This window comes from Bacillus halotolerans (assembly GCF_004006435.1).
Classification (GTDB): domain Bacteria; phylum Bacillota; class Bacilli; order Bacillales; family Bacillaceae; genus Bacillus; species Bacillus halotolerans.
This window is the reverse complement of sequence record NZ_CP029364.1, coordinates 686,863-713,319: the sequence shown is the minus strand read 5'-3', so window position 1 is coordinate 713,319 and position 26,457 is coordinate 686,863. Positions and strand designations below refer to the sequence as shown.

Annotated in this window: 32 protein-coding genes and 1 pseudogene; 18 read left to right on the top strand and 15 right to left on the bottom strand. The window is 43.1% G+C overall.

Features of this window, described 5'->3' with window-relative positions:
* Positions 1-161 precede the first annotated feature (161 nt).
* The 3 genes from DIC78_RS03495 (at position 162) to DIC78_RS03485 (ending at position 1,495) form a co-directional block, all read left to right on the top strand.
* The gene (locus DIC78_RS03495) at positions 162-284 is read left to right on the top strand and encodes a hypothetical protein (RefSeq protein WP_059292995.1); all 123 of its coding nucleotides are present in this window, start codon (positions 162-164) and stop codon (positions 282-284) included.
* A gap of 89 nt (positions 285-373) precedes the next feature.
* Complete coding sequence (locus DIC78_RS03490; RefSeq protein WP_024121001.1) at positions 374-661, top strand: YozQ family protein; 288 nt, start codon at positions 374-376, stop codon at positions 659-661.
* A 420-nt stretch (positions 662-1,081) separates the two neighbouring features.
* Positions 1,082-1,495, top strand: a complete 414-nt coding sequence (locus DIC78_RS03485) for a YjdF family protein (protein WP_206197104.1) — start codon at positions 1,082-1,084, stop codon at positions 1,493-1,495.
* Positions 1,496-1,546: 51 nt separating this feature from the next.
* Here the strand turns inward: DIC78_RS03485 and DIC78_RS03480 are convergent, their stop codons facing one another.
* Both DIC78_RS03480 and DIC78_RS03475 read right to left on the bottom strand, forming a co-directional pair.
* Positions 1,547-2,053, bottom strand: a complete 507-nt coding sequence (locus DIC78_RS03480; RefSeq protein WP_127695444.1) for a GNAT family N-acetyltransferase — start codon at positions 2,051-2,053, stop codon at positions 1,547-1,549.
* Between the two features lie 377 nt (positions 2,054-2,430).
* A complete protein-coding gene (locus DIC78_RS03475) occupies positions 2,431-3,297 on the bottom strand; it encodes a LysR family transcriptional regulator (RefSeq protein WP_101863885.1) in 867 nt (288 codons plus the stop codon).
* A gap of 128 nt (positions 3,298-3,425) precedes the next feature.
* Between DIC78_RS03475 and DIC78_RS03470 the strand changes: the two genes are divergently transcribed.
* From DIC78_RS03470 to DIC78_RS03460, 3 genes are all read left to right on the top strand, one after another.
* Positions 3,426-4,397, top strand: a complete 972-nt coding sequence (locus tag DIC78_RS03470; protein ID WP_127695442.1) for a DMT family transporter — start codon at positions 3,426-3,428, stop codon at positions 4,395-4,397.
* A gap of 17 nt (positions 4,398-4,414) precedes the next feature.
* Positions 4,415-4,558: a YrzO family protein gene (locus DIC78_RS03465; protein ID WP_010333841.1), complete on the top strand. Its 144-nt coding sequence runs from the start codon at positions 4,415-4,417 to the stop codon at positions 4,556-4,558.
* 125 nt (positions 4,559-4,683) lie between these two features.
* Positions 4,684-5,451 carry a MerR family transcriptional regulator gene (locus DIC78_RS03460; RefSeq protein WP_106020484.1) on the top strand — a complete coding sequence of 256 codons (768 nt, stop codon included), beginning with the start codon at positions 4,684-4,686 and terminating at the stop codon, positions 5,449-5,451.
* A 233-nt stretch (positions 5,452-5,684) separates the two neighbouring features.
* Here DIC78_RS03460 and DIC78_RS03455 read toward each other — a convergent pair whose 3' ends face one another.
* The gene (locus DIC78_RS03455) at positions 5,685-5,879 is read right to left on the bottom strand and encodes a DUF4177 domain-containing protein (RefSeq protein ID WP_024121010.1); all 195 of its coding nucleotides are present in this window, start codon (positions 5,877-5,879) and stop codon (positions 5,685-5,687) included.
* A 323-nt stretch (positions 5,880-6,202) separates the two neighbouring features.
* Positions 6,203-6,511: a YjdJ family protein gene (locus tag DIC78_RS03450; RefSeq protein ID WP_101863888.1), complete on the bottom strand. Its 309-nt coding sequence runs from the start codon at positions 6,509-6,511 to the stop codon at positions 6,203-6,205.
* A gap of 101 nt (positions 6,512-6,612) precedes the next feature.
* Between DIC78_RS03450 and DIC78_RS03445 the strand changes: the two genes are divergently transcribed.
* The gene (locus tag DIC78_RS03445) at positions 6,613-6,960 is read left to right on the top strand and encodes a hypothetical protein (protein ID WP_127695440.1); all 348 of its coding nucleotides are present in this window, start codon (positions 6,613-6,615) and stop codon (positions 6,958-6,960) included.
* Positions 6,961-6,986: 26 nt separating this feature from the next.
* On the opposite strand, the pseudogene cyoE reads toward DIC78_RS03445, so the two are convergent.
* Together cyoE and DIC78_RS03435 are read right to left on the bottom strand one after the other, a co-directional pair.
* A pseudogene (gene cyoE, locus DIC78_RS03440) lies at positions 6,987-7,972 on the bottom strand (heme o synthase).
* A gap of 125 nt (positions 7,973-8,097) precedes the next feature.
* Positions 8,098-8,334 (bottom strand): hypothetical protein, encoded by a 237-nt coding sequence (locus tag DIC78_RS03435; RefSeq protein WP_024121014.1) that lies wholly within the window; start codon positions 8,332-8,334, stop codon positions 8,098-8,100.
* Positions 8,335-8,610: 276 nt separating this feature from the next.
* Between DIC78_RS03435 and DIC78_RS03430 the strand changes: the two genes are divergently transcribed.
* The gene (locus DIC78_RS03430; protein ID WP_099042818.1) at positions 8,611-10,011 is read left to right on the top strand and encodes a polysaccharide deacetylase family protein; all 1,401 of its coding nucleotides are present in this window, start codon (positions 8,611-8,613) and stop codon (positions 10,009-10,011) included.
* Between the two features lie 50 nt (positions 10,012-10,061).
* Here DIC78_RS03430 and DIC78_RS03425 read toward each other — a convergent pair whose 3' ends face one another.
* Both DIC78_RS03425 and DIC78_RS03420 read right to left on the bottom strand, forming a co-directional pair.
* Positions 10,062-10,535, bottom strand: a complete 474-nt coding sequence (locus DIC78_RS03425) for a YjfA family protein (RefSeq protein WP_059336143.1) — start codon at positions 10,533-10,535, stop codon at positions 10,062-10,064.
* Positions 10,536-10,662: 127 nt separating this feature from the next.
* The gene (locus DIC78_RS03420) at positions 10,663-10,830 is read right to left on the bottom strand and encodes a YjfB family protein (RefSeq protein ID WP_010333849.1); all 168 of its coding nucleotides are present in this window, start codon (positions 10,828-10,830) and stop codon (positions 10,663-10,665) included.
* A gap of 125 nt (positions 10,831-10,955) precedes the next feature.
* Between DIC78_RS03420 and DIC78_RS03415 the strand changes: the two genes are divergently transcribed.
* On the top strand, positions 10,956-11,855 hold the full coding sequence (locus DIC78_RS03415) for a DUF2268 domain-containing putative Zn-dependent protease (RefSeq protein WP_106020480.1): 900 nt from the start codon (positions 10,956-10,958) through the stop codon (positions 11,853-11,855).
* Between the two features lie 14 nt (positions 11,856-11,869).
* On the opposite strand, the gene DIC78_RS03410 is transcribed toward DIC78_RS03415, so the two are convergent.
* Positions 11,870-12,262 (bottom strand): ribosomal maturation YjgA family protein, encoded by a 393-nt coding sequence (locus DIC78_RS03410; protein ID WP_106020479.1) that lies wholly within the window; start codon positions 12,260-12,262, stop codon positions 11,870-11,872.
* Between the two features lie 100 nt (positions 12,263-12,362).
* A complete protein-coding gene (locus DIC78_RS03405; RefSeq protein WP_127695436.1) occupies positions 12,363-12,929 on the bottom strand; it encodes a YjgB family protein in 567 nt (188 codons plus the stop codon).
* A gap of 146 nt (positions 12,930-13,075) precedes the next feature.
* On the opposite strand from DIC78_RS03405, the gene fdhF reads away from it, so the two are divergent.
* The 4 genes from fdhF (at position 13,076) to DIC78_RS03385 (ending at position 18,173) form a co-directional block, all read left to right on the top strand.
* Positions 13,076-16,033: a formate dehydrogenase subunit alpha gene (fdhF, locus tag DIC78_RS03400; protein ID WP_106020478.1), complete on the top strand. Its 2,958-nt coding sequence runs from the start codon at positions 13,076-13,078 to the stop codon at positions 16,031-16,033.
* Positions 16,026-16,586, top strand: coding sequence for a helical membrane plugin domain-containing protein (locus DIC78_RS03395; protein ID WP_106020477.1), 561 nt, complete (start codon positions 16,026-16,028; stop codon positions 16,584-16,586). The genes fdhF and DIC78_RS03395 overlap by 8 nt, the downstream gene beginning before the upstream one ends.
* Before the next feature lie 289 nt (positions 16,587-16,875).
* Entirely contained in the window at positions 16,876-17,463 is a 588-nt protein-coding gene (locus tag DIC78_RS03390; protein ID WP_127695434.1) for a DUF4352 domain-containing protein, read from the top strand.
* 92 nt (positions 17,464-17,555) lie between these two features.
* On the top strand, positions 17,556-18,173 hold the full coding sequence (locus tag DIC78_RS03385) for an NUDIX hydrolase (RefSeq protein WP_127695432.1): 618 nt from the start codon (positions 17,556-17,558) through the stop codon (positions 18,171-18,173).
* 31 nt (positions 18,174-18,204) lie between these two features.
* Here the strand turns inward: DIC78_RS03385 and DIC78_RS03380 are convergent, their stop codons facing one another.
* Complete coding sequence (locus tag DIC78_RS03380; protein ID WP_024121023.1) at positions 18,205-18,483, bottom strand: hypothetical protein; 279 nt, start codon at positions 18,481-18,483, stop codon at positions 18,205-18,207.
* Between the two features lie 389 nt (positions 18,484-18,872).
* Between DIC78_RS03380 and yjiB the strand changes: the two genes are divergently transcribed.
* The 3 genes from yjiB to DIC78_RS03365 all read left to right on the top strand — a co-directional run bounded on the left by yjiB (position 18,873) and on the right by DIC78_RS03365 (position 21,868).
* On the top strand, positions 18,873-20,063 hold the full coding sequence (yjiB, locus tag DIC78_RS03375) for a monooxygenase YjiB (protein WP_095713522.1): 1,191 nt from the start codon (positions 18,873-18,875) through the stop codon (positions 20,061-20,063).
* A 23-nt stretch (positions 20,064-20,086) separates the two neighbouring features.
* Positions 20,087-21,265: a macrolide family glycosyltransferase gene (locus DIC78_RS03370; RefSeq protein WP_024121025.1), complete on the top strand. Its 1,179-nt coding sequence runs from the start codon at positions 20,087-20,089 to the stop codon at positions 21,263-21,265.
* Between the two features lie 63 nt (positions 21,266-21,328).
* The gene (locus DIC78_RS03365) at positions 21,329-21,868 is read left to right on the top strand and encodes an AAA family ATPase (protein WP_105953680.1); all 540 of its coding nucleotides are present in this window, start codon (positions 21,329-21,331) and stop codon (positions 21,866-21,868) included.
* Between the two features lie 67 nt (positions 21,869-21,935).
* On the opposite strand, the gene DIC78_RS03360 is transcribed toward DIC78_RS03365, so the two are convergent.
* Positions 21,936-22,121: a DUF8096 family protein gene (locus tag DIC78_RS03360; protein WP_010333860.1), complete on the bottom strand. Its 186-nt coding sequence runs from the start codon at positions 22,119-22,121 to the stop codon at positions 21,936-21,938.
* A 178-nt stretch (positions 22,122-22,299) separates the two neighbouring features.
* Between DIC78_RS03360 and DIC78_RS03355 the strand changes: the two genes are divergently transcribed.
* Entirely contained in the window at positions 22,300-23,118 is an 819-nt protein-coding gene (locus DIC78_RS03355; protein WP_095713520.1) for a uroporphyrinogen-III synthase, read from the top strand.
* A gap of 75 nt (positions 23,119-23,193) precedes the next feature.
* On the opposite strand, the gene DIC78_RS03350 is transcribed toward DIC78_RS03355, so the two are convergent.
* The 3 genes from DIC78_RS03350 to DIC78_RS03340 form a co-directional block, all read right to left on the bottom strand.
* A complete protein-coding gene (locus DIC78_RS03350; protein ID WP_024121029.1) occupies positions 23,194-23,946 on the bottom strand; it encodes an ABC transporter permease in 753 nt (250 codons plus the stop codon).
* The gene (locus tag DIC78_RS03345; RefSeq protein WP_127695430.1) at positions 23,946-24,698 is read right to left on the bottom strand and encodes an ABC transporter ATP-binding protein; all 753 of its coding nucleotides are present in this window, start codon (positions 24,696-24,698) and stop codon (positions 23,946-23,948) included. Before DIC78_RS03345 ends, DIC78_RS03350 begins: the two co-directional genes overlap by 1 nt.
* A 121-nt stretch (positions 24,699-24,819) precedes the next feature.
* Positions 24,820-25,791: a DMT family transporter gene (locus tag DIC78_RS03340; protein WP_106022261.1), complete on the bottom strand. Its 972-nt coding sequence runs from the start codon at positions 25,789-25,791 to the stop codon at positions 24,820-24,822.
* A 129-nt stretch (positions 25,792-25,920) separates the two neighbouring features.
* Between DIC78_RS03340 and DIC78_RS03335 the strand changes: the two genes are divergently transcribed.
* Positions 25,921-26,433, top strand: a complete 513-nt coding sequence (locus tag DIC78_RS03335) for a cupin domain-containing protein (RefSeq protein ID WP_420867029.1) — start codon at positions 25,921-25,923, stop codon at positions 26,431-26,433.
* The last annotated feature ends 24 nt before the right edge of the window (positions 26,434-26,457 follow it).

Sequence of the window (26,457 nt, the reverse complement as noted above, 5' to 3'; positions counted from 1 at the left end):
CTTATTGTGTTGACTGAAAGATAAATTATGGTTTGGCAGATACAGAACTAATGACGAATGATTTTTTTGTTATTGGTCAAAAGGGGTGAATGAATGCCTGCTCAAAAGACAGAATAAGGGTGAAGCTGATATTCCAATGTTTTCAGAAAAGAGGTGAAAGCATGACTAAAAAAGGGATTCAAAATTCAAGTATTGAACAAATAAGAAATGATCATGAGACTGAAACAGCATTCAAGGCAGATGACCCTAAAAAACATGGCACAGGTTCAAAGAGGACCAAATAAGTTTTGTTTCAATGGAAAGCCTAATATCAAGATAGGGCCAATTGTTTTTGGCCTGTCATATTGATTGATAAGGAATGGGAGTGGATGATGTGACTCAAAAAAATGGAGCAGACAGACCTGATGATTATAAAAGATTTTCGGAAATTGACAAGGACTTTGATTTTAATCAAAATGGCGATCCTAAGTCAGAGACATTAGGTAAGAACGAACAAACCAATAACAAAGAAGAAGCAAACGAAAATATGGATGTCGCAGGAAGATATTTTGAACCGTCAGATTACAAAGGAACCACACAATTGGAACAGGGTTTGGCTGAAACGCATGAACAAGTCAGTGATGACTATTTTGAGGGAACCATCGACCAAAACTTGGACTAATAATCAAGCGGAGCTGACTCGAATGAACTTGAGTTAGTTCCGTTTTCAGTACAAAGATGAAACTGGTTCGGCAGAAGCTGCTTTCATAAAGGGGCATGCAAATAATGGGATCCTCGCTTTTGCGAAACAAAAGGAAACCGTAGCTTGATATTCTATTGAAAGAAGAGAATGCAATTCTATTTAATTTTTTTCAGTCTTCTTTGGATTCCTTGATTTTGAAAAGAGAAAAAAGGTTCAAGCTGATGCATGACTTATTCTTTAATATCTTTTCTCTAAAGGGAAAAATTGATAAAATTTAAGCGGAAGAATGAAAAAACACGATTCGGTTGGTAGTCCGAATGCATTTTTATCATGTCAGTAACCTTCCCCTCCTCGGGATGTCCGTCATTCTTTCATCATTTTAAAGAGGGGGGAATCGTTATGAAATTAACGATTTACTACAATGGTCAGTTTTGGGTAGGAGTTATTGAGGTTGTGAAAAACGGAAAACTAAAGGCCTCTCAGCATTTGTTTGGAAAAGAGCCGAAGGATTCTGAAGTATTCGATTTTGTTAATAGACAACTCTTAAAGACTCTGTCCCAGTCTGAGCAGGAAGGAGTTAGTGTAAAGGCCCAAGATCAGAAAAAGATAAATCCGAAAAGATTGCAACGTCAGGTTTCGAAGGAATTGAAACGTGCCGGAGCATCCTTAAAGGCACAGGATGCAATGAAACAAGAGTTGGAAGCGAAGAAGCAAAAGAAAAAACAAATAACGAAAGAACAAAGAGAAAAAATAAAAGAACAAAAGTATCTCATCAGAAAGCAAAAAGCTAAAAAAAAGCATAGAGGAAAATAGCTTGAAAAAGCAGGCATAGAGCCTGCTTTCTTATAAGTGAAGTATATGTTTTTACACTTTAGCGTATCTCCAATGGATAAAGTCTTTATCTTCACGGTCCAGTTTAAACCCTAACTTCTTCAAAATATGTTGTGATCCCATATTGCCATGTTCACATCTTGCCGCAATACAGTTAACATTCTCTTCGCTTAATGCCCAGTTTATTAACTTTTGGGCAGCCTCAAAACAATAACCTTTACGGCGGTGACTTTTATTTGTTGCAAAACCGATTTCAACCATGCCAACCGTGTCAGGGTCGCCTAAAAATCCAGTTCCTCCAACAATTTCATAATCATCCTTCTTTAAAATGATCCATGAATCAAATCCTCTTGTCCCTTTATTTTTCATTAAAATCTCGCGGAAATAAGGAATTGCTTCAAAAAAATCGGAGTTTGGCCATTCTCCATTTGTTTTATAACCCAGGTCTATAATAGCCTGATGATCTCGTTTAGATGCAGCGTCTAGAAGGTTAACATCAATCGTTTTTAATAGTAACCGATCCGTTTCAAGGAGAACCATCTCTTTAGCCTCTCTTCTATTTGATATCTATACATGTGATTCTTTTTATGTTCATTTACCATGAATCGAGAATTAATTGTCCTCTCTATAACAAGTTTGTCACAATGCATATTCATTATTTTCTCTCTCTATAATGTATCCGTAATATGTGCCGCACCAAAAAAATTCATGAACTTGATAACAGAAAAAAACGATAAAGAAATCAGTATGATTTCAAATTTCAAATGGTAAGAATAACCGTCTGGGTCTAAATAAACGGATAATAAGGAGTAAAGGGGGAGCAGAGATGATGCCTGCTCTTTATTATGAAAAGATATGTGCAGCTAACAAGAATATGCATAAGTTTGGCGGTGAGAACAAAGCAGTAGCAGACTCCCTTAAGACATACTCATACTTTGATGCTCACTAATCGTCTTCAGCAGGCTGCGCATCGAATTTGTCATGTAAGCGTCTTTGTGCCGAATAAAGATGGTTGAGATCATGCTATATTTCTCAGGCAGCGGGTGACAATAAACCTTACCTGCGGCTGAAAGATGTGTTATGGCAGATTCGGGTACGACTGTGATTCCAAGACCAAGTGCAACACTATTTAAAATGGTCTCTAGAATGTTAAATTCCAAAATTCTTTTTGGCAGTAAACCTTCATCTTTGAGCCAATGTTCCAGCCTGGAACGATATCCGCATCCTTGATTAGACACAAGGATCGGCGTCGTCATAAAATCCTCTATTCGAAACGTTTTATTTGCCGTTACTAGAGTAAGTTTTTCAGTATAGACATCATATTGTTCGAGAATGGAATGCTTAATTGGCCCTGATATAAAAGCCCCGTCTAATTCGTGGTTGGTTACCTTCTCAATAAGTTCCTCCGTTAAACCAGCCTGCAATGATAAATCCACGTTTGGATACTTTTTATAATAGGAGGCTAAGATGGTCGGCAGTATCCTCACTGTTTCCACTGTACCGATTTTTAATATTCCAGAGGGGATATCACTATCAAGAAAGACTTGTTTTAGCTCTTCAACATCTTTCAAGATTTTGTTAACGTATTCAAGCATTTTTCGGCCCTCAGGATTTAATGTTACCCCTTTTTTATGCCGATTGAAAAGAGGTGTTTTGAGTTCGTTTTCTAATTGCTTAATACGTGCTGTTACATTGGATTGTACATAGCTTAATTCCTTTGCAGCGCCGGTAATACTTTTGTGATGGGCAACGCTTTGGAAAATTTGTAAGTCTCGCAGTTCCATTTAGTATCCCTCCTTCATTTAAAATATCATTATAAATGATGTTTTTCATCATTTTTATTCATTTTACATGATGTCATCCTTCTTTTTATAATTCTCATTGTCAATACAAGAAAAGGAGGGGAATGACAATGAAAAACGGTCAATTATTCATTGGTGTCCTCACATGTTTAGTAGCAAGTATGTCGTGGGGCGCAATGTTTCCAGTTGCAGATCATGCATTAGCATTTGTTGATCCATTTTATTTTTCATCTATTCGATATGGCGTGGTAGCAGTTATCTTAGTGATTTTATTATTGGTAAGGGAGGGGAAGAGATCATTTCGTTTAGAGGGTAAAGCAAAATTGCTCATTTTTTTTGGTGTAATGGCGTTTACTGTATACAACGTTTTTATTTTTTTGGGCCAAAGGTTGATGGGGAAGTCTGGAATCATGACTGCGTCTATTGCAGAGGCACTTATGCCAATCATTTCTATTTTTATCCTGTGGGGATATAAACATGTGAAACCGAAAAAATATAAGATTATATCTATTATGATTGCTTTTTTTGGAGCCGCATTCGTTATTACCAAAGGCGATATGAGTTTCTTTTATACATTGAAAGATAATCTGTTTTCGTTAACCTTTATTTTAATGGGTGTTGTGGGATGGGTAATCTATACAATGGGGGGACAGCTATTTCAAGAATGGTCTACGCTGCGTTATTCAACATTGACGTGTTTATTCGGTACAGCTGTAACAGGTATTCTAACAGCTGCGCTCACCGCTCAAGGATACGTGTCCATACCTAGTATAAATGTGATTGCTGAAATTAAGTATGACTTAATATTTATGATTACTTTACCAGGTATCGTAGCTCTCCTTAGCTGGAACTATGGTGTTAAAATTTTATCACCCATTAACGGGATTTTATTTATTAACTTTGTTCCCATTACTACATTGTTAATCATGATGATACAAGGATCTAAAATCACCACTTTTGATGTAGCAGGAACACTGCTTGTCATGACAGCGCTTATTCTAAATAACATTTTTCAGCGTAAGGAAGATAAAAATGATAAGCGGTCTTTAGAAAATGAACAAACACAGTTGACTATCTCTTAAACGTTGGAGGATGCTATATGTTTGAAGGTTTATTGTTTTTTATTTCGGCTGGAATCGTCTGCGAACTAGCAGCCATTAATCGAAATGGCCGCAAAAATATAAAACAACAGGAGGAGTTCAATCAACTTTTAAAAGAACTTCTTAATAAAGACACCAGATAATCCGGGTATGACAAGTTGTAGATACATCATCTCCTTGAAACATTCAAGGAGATCTTTTTTTAAAAAAAGCTTTGACATTCACGTTACGTTAAAGTGTACGGTTACTGTATAAGGAGGGAGAAGAAATGGAATATACCGTTCAGAAGTTAGCCAAATTAGCGGGAGTCAGCACAAGAACGCTTAGGTATTATGATGAGATCAACCTTTTACAGCCAGCACGGATTAATTCATCTGGATACCGAATTTATGGGGAAAAAGAAGTCAACCAATTACAGCACATTTTATTTTATCGAGAGTTAGGCTTCCAATTAGAGGAGATAAAAAAATTAATCTTTTCCCCATCTTTTAATCGTCAGAAAGCATTAAAGGATCATCATGCAGAGCTTTTAGAAGAAAGAGCCCGGATTGATAGCCTTATCCAAAATGTAGAGAAAACAATTCATGCAGAGGAGAGAAATGAAAAGATGAGAGATGAAGAGAAATTTAAAGGATTTAAAAAAGAGCTTGTGGAAGAAAACGAGAGGAAATACGGAGCGGAAATACGCCAAAAGTACGGCAAAGAAGTGGTAGAAGAAGCTAACCAAAAAGTGTTGAATATGACAAAGGAGCAATATGAAGAGCTGACCGCTACAGAGAAAGAAATGTTTGAAAAACTTCAAAAAGCATTTAAAGAAGGAGATCCAAAAAGTGAAGATGCATTGAAAGCGGCGGAATTGCACAAAAAATGGCTTCTTTATCATTGGAGCGACTACAGCAAAGAAGCACATGCAGGTCTAGGGGAGATGTATGTATCAGATGAGCGCTTTAAACGATATTACGATCAACATGGTGAGGGATTAGCTGAATTTCTAAGACAGGTGATCTATGTATATACGGGGAAAGTAAATGATTAAGCGTGCAACTGATGCATGGACGTTATTAGGCGAAAACGATAGCGAAGTTTGAAGCACGATTGAAATAAACAAGAGTATTCCTTGGTAATGATGGGGAATCCTCTTGTTTACTTTCTTCAAAAAGTTTTAAATGTAAGGTAGCGTAGGACCTGAAAAATGTAAAAAGCTTACTAATTGTAAGCTTTTTTGAATGTGTCTTTATAAATGTATGTAAGAATACTTAGCCATAAAGACTAAGCATCCTCGACATCTCTTTCAAATATCATTTCAAAATAAGCAGCTGCTCCATACCCGTCTATACTAGGGGCGAAAATCTGAATAAACTTCCATCCTCTTTGAGCATAATCACGGATGATTTGTTGGTAGTCTTCTTTGGGCCTTCTTCTCATGGTACTAAGTTCGACTCTAACGAATTCATACTCTTTCATCATGTGATACCTCCTCTAAGGTTATACGAAAGAGCGAGAGAAAAGTTTCCGAAAGATGGGAAAACAAAAGATGAACATACCGAAAATAACTAACGGTTCAAGAACATTCGAGTTCTGATCATATTCACACAGTTCTGATTGACCAGTACCTAATCGTGAGATGCTGATTTTCAAAAAAAGCCAATGGTCGGAAGCAAGAACGCAGAGCGAGGTACGCCTTGTCCTATCATCTAGATGAACCGGCGATTTAGAAAAAGGGGAGAGGATCATAACGGTGCTCCTTTTATGATATTTCAATGGGGCATGTGGAAATGACATATTCTTTACCGAGCCGTGTGGCAATCGCGGATCAGCAAAACAAGTGATAATAACACATATAAAAACGAACAGATCATCAGTATACTCATGAGTGGATAGTGTTTCGCAGAGTATATGAAAAAGTCCAGCTGTGAAATTTGTTTGGGGCTTGTGATGGTGTCAATGCCGTTAAGGAGCTTTGAAAATTTGGCTGTGTAATTCCAATCGAATTGATCTGAAACAAGCTCGCTTCCTTGATACCAATTGACAGCGGCTAAAAACAGAAAAGCCATAAATGAAAATCCAAGCTGAACAACTAAAACAATCCCTTTCATCGTATGCCTCCAAATCAATGAACATGAGAAAAGCAAATCATATATTACCATAATGTAGGCAGTTCGACAATTTTTTCTTTATTTCCGGATTGGGGCTATTAATGGAAAAGATCTTAGAATGGATAGACATTATGTATCTCATTGGAATTTTAGTTCTGCCTGGGCGGGTGCTTTTTTACTCTTTCGTCTTTTGTGGCTCTCAGCTATGTGTTATTTTGGATATTGGTGATCATATCCAGAAAGTGATGGTGTCCATGAACAAAGAAATCCTAAAATACATACTCACTATTTTTTCAATATGTGCAGCCCTCCAGAAAACCGATGATATGGGTATTGCCCATAGCTGGATTTTGACTGAAATCGTCCGATTTTTGATTTGCGCGGCTGTGTTTATTATCCTGACATTTCTATTAGAGACTGTTTTCCCAAACAAAAAAGAGTCACATTAATGTGTGGCTCTTTTTGCATAAAATCATCAGATTAATAACATTACAAATGAATCAATCATCATGACAAAAAACAGCAAGCAAAAATAAATGAGCGAGTAGACAAACATATCCTTTGCCCACTCTACGTCATCGTCTGTTTTGAATCCATGGACGCCTTTTTTGATCCATATACCTCCGAGAACCAAGACAGTTAAAAAATAAAATGGGCTTATATGGCCGGTGCCGAGAGAAAAAGGAAATAATAGCGTAATCGGCACCAGGACCGCAATATATTGAATCATTTTTACTTTCGTTACATGATTTCCTTTTACAACAGGCAAGAGCGGGACACCAGCCGCCCGATATTCCTCTTTGCGTCTTATCCCAATCGCCCAAAAATGCGGGGGCTGCCACAGAAACATAATGGCATATAACATGACGGCGGTTACACTGATTTCTCCTGTGACGGCACAATAACCCATCAGCGGCGGAGCAGCTCCCGGAAAGCTTCCGACAAACGTGCTCCATACAGAGGCCCGTTTCACCCATACTGTATAGATGATGGCATAAAAAATAAAGGCGGCCAGTCCGAGAATTGCAGTTAAAGGGTTGAGGGAATACAGCATGGCAAGACCTGCTATTCCTAAAACAGAGCCATACGTTAAGATCAAAGCCGGCGGCATTTTTCCTGTGACTGAGGCCCTGCTGCGGGTGCGCTCCATTTTTGCATCCATATGCCGATCAAAATAGTTGTTGTAGACAGTGCCGGAGGCCATGACGAACGCGGTTCCCAGCATTGCCGTTATCATTGTCATGAAAAAAGCGAGTCCTGTTAATGGTATTTCTGAGCTAACAAATGCGATCCAAAATCCGCCGAAGGCTGCTATCGAGTTTGATATGATAATGCCGGGTTTTGCAAGCTTTATAAAATCGTAAACGGATACCCGGTTCGAGGCTTTTATGTATTTTGTTTCAGAAATCGGAGCAGAAACTCTTGAATTCTCCAAAAATAGACGCCTCCCCAAAACTGCATGCTTTAGTTATCGTACCAAGAGGCCAGCCAGATCACAATTATTTCCTGTATTTGTCATTATATTGTCAATTTTTATACAAAAAAAGGGGAGCTGGACTGCCCCCATTCTCGGTAAACACCGCCTGCTATCTGTTGTATCCTCCATATCCGCCGCCATATCCGCCGCCGTACCCGTACCAAGGGTAGTAAGGTGGGCGCGGGTAGTAGTAAGGCGGACGCGGATAAAACGGATAAAACGGTCTTGGGTAATAATAAGGCGGATAAAATGGCGGTCTAGGGCGCGGACGCGGGTAGTAATATGGCTGTCTTTCATCAAAAGGTGAAACTTGCTCAAACTGATCGTAATTAACAGGAAATTCCAATAGGGTTACCTCCCTAGCATTTTTTATTCTGTTTACCTTATTCCTGATATGAGAAATGGGTGTATGTCCATCGACCAAATTGTTTTTTTTAATTGAGTAAATCCTCAGAAAGGGATTGACAAGAACTTCTAAATCTCCTATTATTACAAAAGTGAAATAAATGTTACTTTAATGTTACAAAAATATTTCTAATTGAGTACGAATGAGCATAAAAAACATCATCTGAATCTTTTGATGGGATATAAATCGAAGTGATTACGAAAGAAGGAGTTTGTGTTGTTGGCGAGAAGAATCAAATGGTTTCAAGTATTATTAGCAGTTGTTTGTGCGGCAGGGCTTATAGGCTTTTGCCATAATACATCAAAAAAAGAAACGGTCATGAATCAGGTAAAAACCGATTCTCAGTATGGAGATGTAGAGATCGCAACACTTGTGAATGACGGGAAAACCTTCAATTACGCGGTCAACTACCCTGTTTTTAAAAATAAAAAAATGGATGCGGCATTAAAGAGTTTCGCAGAGAAAGAGGTTCGCCAATTTCAGAAGGAAACGAAAGATGCTGACCAGGAGCATACAAAAAAGCGCAATGAACTCAACATCGATTATGAAATTGTTCATTATGCCAAGCAGACAGCGGCAGTGGTCTTTAATGAATATAAATACATAGGCGGCGCGCATGGACAAAACGTAAAAAAAACATTTAACTTTGATTTTAGCAAGGAAGCCTTTCTTTCTATTGATGATATTTTCAAAAAGGACTCTGATTATTTACAAAAGCTTTCGCTGATCGCTTATCATGAGCTTAAAAAGAATAAGGACATTGCAGCGGACGACGAATTGTTAAAAGAAGGAACTGCACCGGCAAAAGAAAATTTCAGCCGTTTTGCCGTCAAGGAAGATTATATCGAGTTTTATTTTGATACATATCAAGTCGCTGCGGGCTATCTTGGAGAGCAGTCGATTGCGATTAAGAAACATCTTTTAAAAGATATATTGAAAGAACAATATATTGATAAAGCGAAAAACAAAAATAAAATCAAAGAACAAAAACCGAAGCACGAAGTCATTTCATTACCCAAAGAAGAAACAGTTGATCCGAATAAAAAAGTCATTGCGCTTACTTTCGACGACGGTCCGAATCCTGCGACAACAAATCAGATTCTGGACTCCTTGAAGAAATATGAAGGGCATGCAACGTTTTTTGTGCTGGGCAGCAGGGTTCAATATTATCCGGAAACGTTAAAAAGAATGCTGAAAGAAGGAAATGAAGTGGGGAACCACTCATGGAGCCATCCGCTTCTCACAAGGCTTTCAGTGAAAGAGGCTGTAAAGCAGATCAATGACACGCAGGACATGATTGAAAAAATAAGCGGGTATCGTCCGACGCTTGTGCGTCCTCCATATGGCGGCATTAATGATGAACTGCGCAGCAAGCTGAAAATGGATGTCGCGTTATGGGACATTGATCCGGAAGATTGGAAAGACCGAAATAAAAATACAATTGTCAACCGAGTCATGAGCCACGCGGCTGACGGAAAGACGATTTTAATTCATGATATTTACGGCACTTCTGCTGATGCGGCCGATGAGATTATCAAAAGACTGACCGATCAAGGCTATCAATTGGTGACGGTCACTCAGCTTGAAGAGGTAAAAAAACAAAGGGAAGCTAAATAAATGTGGAAAGGCTGTCGCGGGAAATGCCCGTTGGACAGCTTTTTTTCTGTTTAATAAGAGCCTGTGGTTGCCCATACATTCAGGTTGGGTCCTGAATATTTACCGAAAGCGTAGGAGGTTCTCGGGTCTAAGTCATAGACCATAGGCGTATAACAAGATTTTTGGCCTGCCACCGCTTTGCCATTGCCGCCTGCAGAGTCACAGTTATATCTCTTTTTGTCTGTGTTCCGGGTTATTTCCGCATTTGCTTCATAGCCTGTTGTCAAGGTGTTGTTCATCGTTATTTTTGCCCATGCCGTTTTGCATGTACTGCTGAACTTGAGCTCGACGACTCCGATGACTTGATTGTTAGCGTTCACTAAGTTAGAAGATTTTTTTGTGGCGGCGCTGGACGCACAATCATTGTAATAAGGGCTTTTTCCATCGTAGGCATGTGTTTCCGCATGAGCGGGTGCTCCCTTGATGGCAAAAATAAATACGAATGCGAACAACACCAAAGACACCTTTTTAACCATTCTTTTCATCTCTTCCTGACCTCCTTAAAATGACAAACAATAAATCATACGGAGGAAAGGCCAAAACATGCATGCTTTTTTGTGAAAAATAAAGGCGGCCGGGAGGATGGAGTTCTTGGCCGCCTGGGGTGTGAAGCTAAGCTTTCAGGTCAATTTTTTGTCCGAGCGTCGGATGCTGAATCAGCTTAAGGGTTTGATCAGCATTTTGCTGGGCAGTGTCCAGCATCTTTTTCGTTAAAGCGATATCAACATTTTGGGCCAGGTTTGCTTGATGCATGGCAACTGATAATGCAGGAATATCCATTGCTACACCTCCTATGCCTTACCTATCGGCGGCCGGCTTTGATTTTATAGGGCAGAAAGGCTTAATTTTTTCTGTTGACCTTTACGCTGCGGCATACCGTATATTTTTCGTGAGGAGGGATTAGGATGAATATCGTAATAGAACAGACCTTTCAGCAATATGAAAAGCTGTTTTCGATGGAAGAACACGAAAGAGAGGACGAGTTTCGGTATACGATGATGGGACCGTTTGAAAAAATGTGGAGCGCCATACAGGTTCCCCTAAAAGCAAAGACACCAAATGGATATGATGTGATCATGGCTGTAAAGATGCTTGGTTATTTGGATGTGTGTAATGCTGAAACCGGACAGAAAGCATTAAGAAAACTGCAGCAATTGCATATTGCCGAGACTGCTGAATCTGCGCTGCAGCAGTGTATACATTTTGCCGAGCGTGAAAAGCTGCGAGTAAATGCGGAAGAAATGAGGTTCGGGCTTTACATTGCTGATCCAAGCAAGCTGAAGCTGCAAAAAGGGTATTGCGGGTTTGGGGGAATTCCAGGCTTTATTCACGTTTGGATGTATCCGAACAGCTATAACCTTCTTAGGATTTCATCGATGATTGCCCATGAATTTCACCATAATCTGCGGTTTTCGTATTTTGATTTTCACCGAGGTTCTGTGTCAGTCGGGGATTATCTTGTCATTGAAGGGCTGGCTGAGTCATTTGCGCGGGAGCTCTTTGGCGAAGAACAATTAGGCCCTTGGGTTACTCGCTTTGATCGGGACGATTTGCAATATTCCATTGAAGTCATAAAAGAGGTGATTGATGTAAAAGGCTTTTCGGAGGTGAGCCGTTACATGTTTGGAGATCAAATAGCGAAAGCGCAAGGCTTTGAGCCGGCGGGATTATCTGCTTTTGCCGGATATGCGGTTGGATATCACGCTGTTCAGTCTTTTATGAATAAACACCGGGTCGATATAAAGGAGGCCACACTCTTGGATACAGAGACGATTCTGTCTCAGTGCGGGCTGTTCTCGACATAAGAAAAAGCGTCACGTCAGCGGCGCTTTTTGATGTTTTGATGGATCAGCTCTATGAGTGTGCAGGTGACAATTCCCATAGTATAAGCTATGATATCGCTCCACAAAAATCCGTACCCCAGCACGAGGCCGCCGAGCGAATTGTCCCTGATCCGGTCGATCCACTCAGCATGGTACAGCTGGCTGCATTCGATAATAACGCAAAATGAAAGGCTGATAATGCCTGTCATGATGGTTTTCATCGTCTGAAACAGAAAGCCGCAGCCCGTAAAAATCATTGCGGCCCACAGCGCATCTCCGAGATAGGCATTGACGCTAGCCGGAAGAAAACTGGAGAATGCTCTTGACCCCAGTCCCAACCCAATGATGAGGATTGTAAAGGCCGCATATATGAACCGTTTCCTTCTCATTAATGATTGATACCTCTTCCCGCATTTTCCCTCCCATGTATTGTAAAGAATCCATCCTCACTTTGTCCATAAAAAAAAGCGGCTGGAGCTGCAGGTACTTTTATCTTGCTCTTAGATTGACATGGTCGGCTGTCTGGTCTTTTCCAATGACGAAATGGAGCTCATAACGGCCTGTATCATAGATATAGTCGATTTCATCCGTGAATGGGACGGTTAAAATTCGGTCGGCGGGGCCAATTTGATCGCTCAGCACATCCGGTGTAACCCCTCCAAGATTCAGACGGCGTTCTACTCCGGTTCCAAAGTAACGGATTTCTGAAATGGTCATGTCTTTGTTATAGGAAAAGCCGTAGCCGGGATTTCCCATATTCCAGCTGTATAGATCAAACATATTGTTTCCTCCAGCCGGTCTTTCCGGTTCTCCCATCTTGGCATGGACATCCCCTTTTGTGCTTTTGTTAATCGTAAGACCTTGTACCTGCTGCGGCATTTCACCTGTAAAAGCGGTGTTATAAAGATTTTTTACAAGCTCAGCGGATGATGAGGTTGTTTCTTCAGCAGGCGGATTTGCCTGAGCGGAAGCTTTTGCCGGAATTGCCGTCCCGAAGCCAAAAACAGTGCCTGACAGTGCTGCCGCCGCTGTTAATGCGGAAATGGTTTTCTTCATGGTTATCCCTCCCTTTTTGTCTATCATGACGTTTCCCGATGTTCGTGCATTAAAACCTTTGTATGCGCTCTGTATGTTTTAATCAGCACATGTAAGGGAACTGAAATGGGTAATTCGGTATATAAACGCAAGAAAGGGGAATGGAGATGGCGGACACAAAAAAAGTAACAATCAACGGCGTTGAGATGGAGACAGCCGGAGACCAGACGGTGCTGCAGCTTTTGAATAACAGTTCAATCGAAGTGCCGCAAGTATGCTATCATCCGAGCCTTGGGCCGATAGAAACATGTGATACGTGTATTGTCAGCATCAATGGTGAGCTGAAGAGATCGTGCTCTGCTGAAATAAAGGATGGCGATGTCATTGATACGCTTGCGTCTGACGTGAAAAAGGCACAGGTCATCGGGATGGATAAAATCTTATATAATCATGAGCTTTACTGTACAGTTTGCGATTACAACAATGGAGGATGCGAAATACATAATACGGTGAAAGAAATGAAAATCAATCACCAAAGCATCCCGTTTGATCAAAAGCCTTATCATAAGGATGAATCCCATCCGTTTTACCGGTATGATCCTGATCAATGTATTTTGTGCGGCCGCTGTGTCGAAGCATGCCAAGACGTACAGGTGACAGAAACACTGACGATTGACTGGGAGCGGGAACGCCCGCGCGTCATTTGGGATCATGACGTGCCGATTAACGAGTCGTCATGTGTGTCGTGCGGCCATTGCTCAACCGTATGTCCGTGCAACGCGATGATGGAAAAAGGAATGGAAGGGGAAGCCGGATATTTAACAGGCATCAATAACGAATCACTGCGTCCGATGATCGAGATTACGAAAGGCGTAGAGACAGGATACGGCTCGATTCTCGCCATTTCTGACATGGAATCTGCCATGCGTGATGAACGAATCAAAAAAACCAAAACCGTCTGCACCTATTGCGGTGTCGGCTGCAGTTTTGATGTTTGGACTAAGGGCAGAGATATTCTGAAAGTGGAGCCTCAGGAGGAGGCGCCTGCCAATGGCATTTCCACTTGTGTAAAAGGCAAGTTCGGCTGGGATTTTGTAAACAGTGAGGAGCGTCTGACAAAACCGCTCATCCGCGAAGGCGACCATTTCCGGGAAGCAGAGTGGGAGGAAGCCTTAACACTGATCGCAAGCAAGTTCACTGAATTAAAAGAAGAATGTGGCCCTGACTCACTTGCTTTTATCACGTCGTCTAAATGTACGAATGAAGAATCCTACCTGATGCAAAAGCTGGCCAGAGGGGTTATCGGCACAAATAATGTGGATAACTGCTCGCGCTATTGCCAGTCTCCGGCTACTGCCGGCCTGTTCCGGACAGTCGGATACGGCGGTGACTCAGGATCGATTACAGATATCGCCCAGGCAGATCTTGTTTTAATTATCGGTTCGAACACATCAGAGTCGCATCCGGTATTGTCTACCCGCATTAAACGGGCTCACAAGCTGAGAGGGCAGAAGGTTATCGTGGCTGATATCAGAAAACACGAAATGGCTGAGCGTTCTGATCTATTTGTTCAGCCGCGTGCCGGATCAGATATCGTCTGGCTGAATGCCATCTCCAAATATCTGATTGAAAACGGCAAGGCCGATGAACGCTTTTTGCAGGAAAGGGTCAACGGCCGGGATAAATACGTGAAAAGCCTTGCGCCGTACACACTTGAATATGCAGAGGAGAAAACCGGAATTGATAAACAAACCCTGATTCAAATGGCTGAAATGATTCATGAGGCTGACAGTGTGTGCGCGTTGTGGGCCATGGGCGTTACACAGCACATTGGAGGCAGCGATACAAGCACTGCGATTTCAAATTTGCTGCTTGTCACAGGAAACTACGGAAAACCGGGTGCGGGTTCTTATCCATTACGCGGCCATAACAACGTGCAGGGAGCAAGTGACTTCGGAAGCATGCCAGACAGCCTGCCGGGCTATGAAAAAGTGAAGGATGAACAAGTCCGCAAGAAATACGAACAAGCCTGGGGTGTGCAGCTGCCGAAGGAGCCGGGCATGACCAACCATGAAATGATTGAAAAAATCCATTCCGGCCAGCTGAAAGCGATGTATGTAAAAGGGGAAGAAATGGGCCTTGTCGATTCTAATATCAATCATGTACACGCCGCATATGAAAAACTTGATTTCTTTGTTGTGCAGGACATTTTCTTATCTCGGACGGCAGAATTTGCAGATGTTGTTCTTCCTGCGAGCCCGAGCCTTGAAAAAGAAGGAACCTTTACAAACACTGAACGCCGTATTCAGCGTTTATACCAGGTATTTGAACCTATGGGTGAATCAAAGCCGGACTGGCAGATTATTATGGAGGTAGCGAATAAGCTTGGGGCCAATTGGAATTATGAGCATCCTTCCGATATTATGGAAGAAGCTGCAATGCTGTCACCAATTTATGCAGGAGTAACCTATGAACGTCTTGAGGGCTACAACTCCCTGCAATGGCCTGTAAGTGCTGATGGGAAGGATTCACCTTTACTCTTTACAGAACGCTTTCCTTTCCCGGATGGCAAAGCGATTCTTTATCCGGTTCAATGGACAGAGCCTGAGGAGTTCGGTGAGGAATATGATATCCATGTAAATAACGGCAGACTCTTGGAGCATTTCCATGAAGGAAACCTGACGTATAAATCAAAAGGCATTTCTGAAAAAACGCCGCATGTATTTTTAGAAATTTCTCCAGAGCTTGCGGCAGAACGGGGAATCCAGAACGGGACCCTTGTCAGACTCACGTCGCCTTTTGGAAATGTGAAGGTGAAATGCCTGATCACTGATCGTGTCAAAGGGAAGGAAGTGTATCTGCCAATGAACGATTCTGGGGAAGCGGCGATCAACCTGTTAACAGGCAGCCACGCGGACAAGGATACCGACACGCCTGCGTACAAAGAAACATCAGCAAAGATGGAAATATTGAAGCAGGATGGAATCAATCCGCTGCCTAAAATCAATCACCGCAACGGAAATCCGCAGCCGCAAATCGGTGTGCAGGTTCATAAGAAATGGGCGCGGAAGGATTACATCTTCCCTGGCGATGCTGTGAAAAGGGGGATTGGGCACAATGGCTAAAGCGATTAAACGCATTCAGAAAGTACAGGTGACCGAAGAAGATCAGCGCAAACGTGATTTGGAAGAAATCGAAGATGCCTTAGTCGACAACAAAGAAGCCATTCTGGAGACGCTGCAAATGCTTGGGCACATGAACGAACGGGGCGTGCTGCCTTTGCTCCGCGGTCTTTTTGGCCAAGGTGATAAAGTCCTTGACATCCTAGTGAAAAAGGCAGATACAGAGGAAACGGCCAATATGCTTAAAAACCTGCTTCTCCTGTTTGGAACACTCGGCATGCTGGATGTCAAACAGCTGGAGCCGCTCATTTTGAAAGTGAATGCCGGTGTGGCGAACGCGGTAGAACAGAAGAACAGCGAAGAGAAAACAGGTTATTTTGATATCATCCGTTCGCTTAAAGACCCGGAAATCAACAAAGCGGTTACGCTGCTGTTCTCCTTTTTAAAAGGAATGGGACAAGATACAAAGGAGCTGGAACGCACAACTCAGCCTCCGGAACATCAAAAGCATCATCAGGAACCCCGAAAGAAAAGGGGAATGGATAAGCGAGATTGACACCCGCCCGAGCCGGCTAATGCCAGCTCGGGTTTTTGTCGATATGAGTCTTTAGAACTAGGAGGAAATATCCGAATTAGAAACAAGACAAAGAAGCTTTTGTTTTGGAAAATGATATGCCATCACCGGCCTGTCCAGTATTTTTTCCAGTAAAGGATAAATATCTATGTCATTAGCTGACCAATACTATGAATGGATTTGATAGAGTAATTTGTTACTTTATTCCCTGTTAAGAAAAGGAAAAGCGTGATTATAATAGAAAATGATTACTTTAGATGGAGGAACGGCAATGAAAAAAGCATTATTCATTTTGTTTGTGCTAACGATTGGATTTGCGCTTTCTGCGTGCAGCCAGTCCAGTGATGCGTCAGCTGAGCAAAAGACAGAAAAGAAAGAAGCAACAGCAACGGAAAAGAAAACAAAGGAAAAAGAAACCAAAACGGATGAAAAGGTGTATAAAGTAGGCGAAACTTTTAAAGCTTCCAGCACAAATTTCTCGGTCAATAAAGTATATACAACGGCAGAACAAGGCGAGTATAAGACAAAAATTGGCGAGAAAGAAAAAACAATAAATAATAATGAAGAATTTTTAATAGCTGAGGTAACGATCGAAAATACAAGCGACAAGTCTTTCAATTATACGAGTGGCGGTTTTGAATTGAAAGATGGCAAAGATCAATCAATCAGAGCAAACATAGTATCTACTGCTGACCTGAAAACAAGCCTTAAATCAGGAAAGTTAGCCTCGGGTAAAAAGGTAACAGGCACAGTCAGTTTCGTGATTCCAAAAGGAGAAAAAAACCTTAATCTGTCATATAGTCCATCATTTTTAAATTTTGAAACAGAGGATATTACATATTTCGTAAAACTGTATTAAGGTATCTTTTGAGCATGTCACCGGAAAATCGGAGCATGCTTTTTTAATTTAAAAGAGATTGATAGTATAAAATGGTAGTGAGGTGATCAATTATGCAAACCAAATGGCTGGAACGGGCCCAGCGGATTCAGGCGATCGCACAGGCGGGGCTTGCTTTTTCCAAGGATGTGTATGACAGGGAAAGGTACGAAGAGCTGATGAAGCTCAGCGCAGAGATGATGGCGGATTACTCGGAGAAGGACATTGAAGTCATCACTGATTTATGGAAAGGCGAGAAAGGCTATCCGACACCGAAGGCGGATGTTCGCGGCGCGGTATTTCGAGAGAATCGCATATTGCTTGTCCGGGAGAAGCATGACGAGCTGTGGTCACTCCCAGGCGGTTTTTGTGAAATTGGTTTATCACCCGCTGAAAATGTGATCAAGGAAATCAAAGAAGAGTCGGGTTACGATACAGTGCCTTCTCGATTACTGGCCGTGCTGGACAGCCATAAGCATCCTCATCCCCCTCAGCCTTATCATTACTATAAGATCTTCATTGAATGCAGCATAACGGGCGGGCAGCAGAAAACCGGAATTGAGACGAACCATGCCGCTTTTTTTCCGGAAGACAGGCTCCCTCCGCTTTCTCCAAAACGAAACACACAGTCACAGCTCAGTATGCTTTTTGACTTTCAGCGTCATCCGGATAAAAAAACTGTATTGGATTAAACAAAAAAGAGCCGGAGGCTCTTTTTTGTTTTTACAGGGCAATATGTTTTTCGCTGGCTAGCTTCAAAAGGGTTAGTACCGAATCGGCTTGTTTATGGCCGAGCTTTTGTTTTAGTTTGCTTTCTTCCACTAAACGGCTTCCATATATATCGACAGAGGCTTTGTCGACGACAGTATGCCAGTTTTCCTGTTTTTTTCCCTCAACGAGCGGTTTTGAATGTCTCTCAGAAAAAGAGAACACAAACAATACAAATGCAAGTGAAAGTACGATGCCGACAACTAGTTTTTTACGGTTGATCTGTGCTGTCATTTGTTCTCTCCTTCACCATTTTACTTTCTATTTAATCATATCTTCAGCATGCTTTACATAATGGAAAAGTCATCTTTTAGAGTAGTGCTTACGTTGCGGATGAGGGCGACGTGTGAGATTTTCATAAGCTATTGATTGCGTTTCTAAAATCGATGAGCATGCCTAAGGTCACGTTGTGAACCAAATTGGGTGTGCGTAATAGAAAAAAATTGAAAGATTATGGTAAGATGAACAACATTCGAGGGGGATTATATGATGCCTGCACCGGCATCTTGAAGACCTGCCTGCTGTTTCAGACGACAAAATGGATGTCCCTCTCTTTTTCGATAGCAGGAGGTGGTGAAGTTCGTCAATTGCTGAATCTTTTCTTTCATGGGGAGGAGAAACGCATGAATGTGGTAAATCGGCGACAAGCTTTGCAGCGTGCACTGATGAACGGAAAAAATAAACAGGATGCTTATCATCCGTTTCCGTGGTACGAATCGATGAGAAAGGAAGCTCCTGTTACCTATGATGAAGACAATCAAGTATGGAGTGTTTTTCTTTATGATGATGTCAAAAAAGTGATTGGGGATAAAGAGCTTTTCTCCAGTTATATGCCGGAGCAGACAAGTTCTATCGGGAATTCGATCATTAATATGGACCCGCCAAGACACACGCAAATCCGTTCTGTTGTCAATAGAGCGTTTACACCGCGTGTCATGAAGCAGTGGGAACCAAGAATTCAAGACATCGCAGATGATCTGATACATCGTTTTCATGGACGAAGCGAGTTTGATTTGGTTCAGGATTTCTCATATCCGCTTCCTGTCATTGTGATATCTGAGCTTTTAGGCGTTCCTTCAGAGCATATGGATGCGTTTAAGACATGGTCTGATATTTTGGTGAGCACACCAAGAGATGGAAGTGAGGAAGCGGAGAAAGCCTTTCTGAAAGAGCGGAACAAGTGCGAGGAAGAGCTAGCCGCGTTTTTTGCCGGCATCATAGAAGAAAAACGGAAGAAACCGGAACAGGACATCATCTCCATTTTAATTAAAGCGGAAGAAACCGGTGAGAAGCTTTCCGGAGAAGAGCTGATTCCGTTTTGTACATTACTGCTGGTGGCGGGAAATGAAACGACAACGAACTTGATTTCAAACGCGATGTACAGCATTTTAGACACGCCGGGCGTTTATGACGAATTGCGGCGGCATCCAGAGCTGATGCCTCAGGCGGTGGAAGAAGCTCTGCGTTTCAGGGCGCCTGCACCTGTTTTGCGGCGAATTGCCAAGAGGGATACGGAGATTGGTGGCCATCAGATGAAAGAAGGCGACATGGTGTTAGCGTTTGTGGCGTCTGCAAATCGTGATGAAGCGAAGTTTGACAGGGCGCACATGTTTGATATTCACCGCCATCCCAATCCGCATATTGCGTTTGGCCACGGCATTCATTTTTGTCTTGGGGCTCCGCTTGCACGGCTTGAAGCAGCCATCGCGTTAACGGCATTGACTCAAACGTTTTCTCGTATGGAGCCGGTCAGTATCACCCCGATTGAAAATAGCGTGATTTACGGACTAAAGAGTTTTCGCGTCAACATATAATATGAAAATTGGAGGCTGAAATGATGAGACAGCATCATATCTCAATTATTAATATCCCGGCATACGGACATGTGAATCCAACTCTTGCGTTAGTGGAGAAGCTTTGTGAAAAAGGGCACCGTGTTACTTATGCGACGACTGAGGAATTCGCGCCTGCGGTGAAGCAAGCCGGGGCAAGCCCGCTTTTATATCAAACTACGATTAACGTGGAACCGGAACGCATTAAGGAAATGATAGAGAAAAATGAAACACCGATTAGCATTTTAAAAGAATCGCTCGAAATCTTGCCTCAGCTTGAAGAATTATATCAAAATGACCAGCCTGATCTTATCGTTTATGATTTTATCGCATTTGCGGGAAAATTGTTTGCTGATAAGCTGAATGTGCCGGCCATCAGGCTCTGTTCTTCCTATGCGCAAAATGAATCCTTCCAGCTTGGAAGTGAAGAGATGCTCAAGCAACTCAAACAAGCGGAGGCCGATTTCCAGGTTTACCTTGAGAAAGAAAACTTACCGGCTGTCTCATTTGAACACTTGGCTATACCGGAAGCGTTAAATATTGTCTTTATGCCGAAGTCTTTTCAGATTAAAAACGAAACCTTTGATGAGCGATTCTGCTTTGTCGGCCCTTCACTTGGAAAACGAGGTGAACAAGAGAGCCTGCTGCCGGAAACAGGCAATCGTCCGCTCATGCTGATTTCATTGGGAACCGCTTTTAACGCATGGCCGGAATTTTATCGTATGTGTATAGATGCATTTCGGAATTCCGACTGGCATGTTGTGATGTCAACAGGGATATCAATTGAACCTGACAGTCTAGGTGACATTCCTGACAACTTTACAGTACGCCAGCGCGTTCCGCAGTTGGATATCTTAGCGAAAGCCGATCTGTTTGTTTCTCACGGGGGAATGAACAGTACGATGGAGGCAATGAATGCGGGGGTACCGCTTGTTGTGATTCCGCAAATGTATGAGCAGGAGCTCACTGCCCGGCGTGTTGATGAATTAGGCCTCGGCGTCTATTTGCCGAAAGAAGAGGTCAGCGTCTCCCGTTTGCAGAAGGCAGTTCAGGACGTATCCGGAGATAAAGAAATGCTCAACCGCGTAAAAGACATGCAGAAAGACGTAAAAGAAGCAGGCGGAGCGGAGAAGGCAGCCGCGGAAATTGAAGCCTTCATAAAAAAGTCTGTCGTTCCGCAATAACATATTTGCACCCGAAATCTGCTGAGATTTCGGTTTTTCTTCTTTTAAAAAGGATGGGATGCAATGAGTAAAGAAAACGCCGTCTATCTGATTACAGGGGTGATGGCAGCGGGAAAGTCCACAGTTGCCCAGCTTCTTTCTGAGCGTTTAGACAAGAGCGTTCATGTCAGGGGAGATGTATTTAGAAAAATGATTGTAAACGGCGAAATGCAAATGTCAGACACTCCTTCAGCTGAGGCGCTGGAACAGTTGCGTCTTCGCTACCGGCTGGCGGCTAACGTATCAGATATGTATGCTGAAGCGGGGTTTCATACGGTGGTGCAGGATGTGATCATCGGACCTATGTTAGAAGAAATGGTGAAGTTGATCAGTTATCGTCCATTGTATGTGATCGTGTTGGCACCCCGAGCTGACATAATAGCCGCAAGAGAATCAGCACGCAAGAAAAAAGGATATGGAGATATCAGCATTGAATCTCTCGATGCCGTCTTGCAGTCAGAAACACCGCGTCTTGGCCTGTGGCTGGATTCGTCAGAGATGACGCCGGAAGAGACGGTGGGAATGATATACAAAGGGCTGGAGACTGCAGCGAAAATAAAATAATGAATTCCGCTTTCTCCAGCTTGTTCTCGGGTGCAGAGGCTAACCCCTGACCCGCGAACACCATCTATTAAATATTCTTTTTCATCCCGCATCTCCGGCATTCTCTCAAAAACTTTCCGCCTTTTACGGAGCTTTTAAAAAGCGTATAGTCACAATTATCACAGCGTCCGCTATGGACGTCGGGATATTCGTTGAATTCATAAATAACCGATGTGTCGTAGCCTTTTGTTTCGTATTCTTCTTTAGTTTCCATGGTCGATCCTCCGTTAAAGCGTGTCTGTTGTTTATATTACAGCATGCATCCGGTGTATTCAACGGGTAATGAGAGGCATTTGGTTCATCTTGATTTCTCCCTTGGTTTGCGACACAATAGCTTTATTAAAGGTTATATACATATAAAGCCTAAGCTGGCAAAGAGGAGAGGAACGGATATGGGTAAAGGTTTACATGGAAAACGCGTTGCGATCGGCGGTTCTCGGAAAACGGAAGAAATCAGCACAATCATTGAAAAACAGGGCGGAATTCCTGTCGTCCGGCCTCTCCAAGGAACAGTGTACTTGGCAGAGGAGCAGGTGGAGCCGGAGCTGCGCAAATTTGCGGAAGAAAAAGCCGACTGGGTGATCTTTACGACAGGCATCGGTACGGAGACGCTTGTGAAGATGGCAGAGAAAATCGGCGTAAAGGACGAGTTTCTGCTGGCGATTCGCCAGGCTAAAGCGGCGTGCCGAGGGTACAAAACATTGTCTGCGTTAAAAAAGCTTGGAATCACCGCAGAGGCTTCTGATGAAGATGGGACAACCAGCGGATTGATCCGGTCCTTGGAGCCTTACGACTTTTCAGGAAAAAAAGTAATGGTGCAGCTTCACGGAGAAAATGCACCTGCCCTCATAGCATTTTTGGAGGAAAAAGGAGCTTCAGTTTTGCCGATTCTCCCTTATCAGCATATCCCGCCAGAGGAGGAAACGGTAGAACAGTTATGCCGGGAACTGCTGAATGGTGAATTGGATGCTGTTTGTTTTACCACGGCGATTCAGGTTCGTTCTCTGTTTCAATTTGCCAAGGAGCGCGGCTTTATCAATGAAGTGAAGGCTGTATTCGAAGAGCGTGCCATCGCAGCGGCTGTCGGAAAAGTGACTGCTGAAGCGCTGCGGGAAGAAGGCATCACAAGGCTGCTTGCTCCGGAGATTGAGCGGATGGGCGCGATGATTATTGAACTTTCACGGTATTATGAAGAAATGGCTGGGGAATAACCAGCACAAAAGCCGCTTTTCTGTTGAGAAGCGGCTTTTGTGTAATCTGCAAATCCCGAAATCGCTGTCATAATGTTAACCATTTTGCTTCAGCTGCTGATGCGCGGTAAATAATGACGGGTATGTCAGCATGCTGAGTAGGACACAAGTCAGCGCGGCGGACGCCATCGTTGTAAAAACAATCAAAAGCTGAAAGCGTACCGCCTGAATCGGATCGGCGCCCGCTAAGATCTGGCCGGTCATCATGCCGGGAAGCTGGACGAGCCCTAATGTTTTCTGGCTTTCGAGCGTTGGGATCATACTCATTTTCATGGCGGAAGTCAGGATATGCTGTATGGATTGTTTTGGTGTGCCGCCAAGCGACAAAATCAATTGAATTTCTTCCTTGCGCACCCCGACCTCGGAGCTGAGCCGGTTTAAAAACAGGCTCGCGAGCACCATTGAATTTCCGATGACCATTCCGCTGATGGGGATGACATACCGTGCGGTAAGCGGGATGATGTGAAGCGCCAAAAGAATGCCTTGGGTGACGATTTCTACAATCGCTAACGCCACAAACACCCTCCAAAAAGAACCGATTTTCATTTTCTTTCGTTTGACGACGTTTTGCGCCGCCACCGCCAGCATTAACAGCACCATCAGCAGGATAAACACAGGGTGATCTCCATGAAATATCAGCGACAGCACATAACCGATCACAAGCAGCTGTACCGCCGCCCGGATCGTTGCAATCATCATATCTTTTTCAACGCCGGCTTTAAAGGATTTTGATAAAAACAAGGCAATCAGCACAAAGATCATGGTGAATGAGAGAGAAAGGTAATCCATTACCGTGTGCCTCCCTTCAAAAATTCACGGGCTGCTTCATGCTGAGGATGCGAGAAAAATGTGTCTGTCTCCGCGATTTCCAACAGCCGGCCATCAGCCATAAACCAAATGGTATCGGCTACTCGTTTCGCCTGTTCCATGTTATGGGTCACCCACATCACCGTCAGTTTTTTCTCTTGATGCTGCCTTTTGATCAGCTCTTCAATCTCCAGAGCAGAAACAGGGTCCAGGGCAGATGTAATTTCGTCCAATAATAGGATGGAGGAAGGGTTTGCGAGTGTTCTGGCAAGTGAAAGCCTTTGCCGCTGTCCGCCTGATAAATCCTTGGCGCTTCTGTCTAACAGCTCTGGAGACAGGCCTGTCAGTGAAGCGAGCTCTTCAGGAGAGTAAAGCTGGGTTTGGTGGAGCTTTTGTACCAGATTCAGATTGTCACGCACCGTTCCGTCAAGGACGGGGGCGGATTGAAAGGCAAGGGAGGCCGTCCGCCTCAGTTCATTCACATTCCAGTCTCTGACTTCCTTTCCGTAAATCTTCACTTCACCGTGATCCGGTGTTTTCATCAAATTGCATATGGACAGCAGTGTGCTTTTTCCTGAACCGGAAGGGCCCAAAAGTGCCACGATTGCACCCTGTTGAATGTCTCCGGTGACATCCTTTAATACATCATAGGTTTGTCCCTCTTGTTCATAGCTTTTTCGCACAGATGTGAATGAGATTGCTGGTATATCGTCTTTTTGATTGTTTGCTTCCATTAAAATATCACCTTTCAGTTAAGTGGGCTTAGACTATACATAAATATAACGTGAAACAGGTCTCTTTTGGAAGGCGTTAAAAAGAAAGGAGAACGGGCTTTCGCCCATTCTCCAGAAGCCGCTAAGCAGTCAGATTTGACTGAGTTTTCTCTTTGGGTTTTTGTTGGGAAGCGAAGGTATGTAACACCATTCCGGCAATAATGATCATTAAGCCCGCAAACGATAAAATAGAAGGGAAAAGACCTGACAGCAGGATTATTTCACCAAGCAGAGCGAATATCACTTCCCCGGATTGTGTTGCTTCAACAGCAGCAAGCTTTTGCGGATTATCTCTTACCATATCCGTTGCCCAGAAAAATAAAACGGTCGCAATGATGCCTGAGCTGACGGCAACGATAAAGGATTGAACGGTTTGCCCCGCTGTCGGAAGGCCATCTGACCACCAGCCGTAAGCTGCCAATACAAGCCAGAATGGAAGGCTTGCAAGGGTCATTCCCAGCACGCGCTGGAACGTATCAAGCCTGCCTCCGTATTGCTCAAGCATTCTCCGGTTTCCCAGCGGATAGGCGAAAGCAGCAATGACAACGGGCAGCACGCTGAAGAGCAGCATTTTTCCGGAAAGCGATTCTGCATGCTGGAGCTGAATCAGCGCTGCCCCAATCAGAATGACGACGGAAGTGCCCAGCGAAACAAGGGGAATCTTTTGCCGAACGAGCAAAGTGCCTCCAGGCGTGTCTTTTTTCTCATAGAAAAATGGAGACAGCAGCACACCGGCTACAATGGTAATTTGCCATGTTCCGGCTACGAGCCAGCCCGGCCCGAATGCGGCGGCAAACGTGATCGGCGCATAAAAAAGAACAAAGCCGACGAAGCTCCACTTTATCCAAAAAAACGGCTTTTTCCGCATCTCTTGTAAAAGAGGAACGAACTTCCCTTTCATTATGACAATCAGACATAAAAACGGAACCATAAAAATAAAGCGTAACGAGGCGCTCCAAAGCCAGCTGCCTCCGGATAATTCCATCGCCCTGTTTAAAATAAAGGTAACGGCGAAAAAGAGAGAAGCCAATATTCCGATTATGATCGCTTTCATCAAATCCCTCATTCTGGCATTATTTTTTTATACTATACTACCCGGGATGATACAGATCAACGGAATTGTGAGAAAATAATGATGTTTTACGGATCAATATATGTGGAAGACAGAAATAGGGAGGTGAAAATGATGGAAACAGAAACGTACTTTTTTCAGGATGACGGCAGGGTTCCAAATCACCCTGATTTTCCGCTCGTTATCTATAAAAATGTTTTTATGGGACGTGCTGAACAGGCAGAGCGGATCGTCAACCGGCATGGCTGGCTAAACAGCTGGTCGGGCAGTGTTTTTCCGTACCATCATTATCACAGCAACACGCATGAAGTCCTAATCGCAGTCCGAGGGGAGGCTGTTATTCAATTTGGGGGAGAAAAAGGAGCTGCTGTTCCTATCAAAACGGGCGACGCAGCGGTCATTCCAGCCGGTGTCGGCCATAAAAAGCTAAGCGCGAGCCCCGATTTTACCGTGATCGGCGCTTATCCAGATGGTTCTCGGTATGATATGAAGACGGGAAAGCCGGATGAAAGAGCGGCTGTGCTAGAGAATATAGAGCAAGCAGTACTTCCGGCATTGGATCCAGTTACAGGAAAAAGAGAACCTCTATTGGACATATGGGTAACGCGTAGGGGAGAAAATTGATGGATTGTCAATAACTAGTGCTGA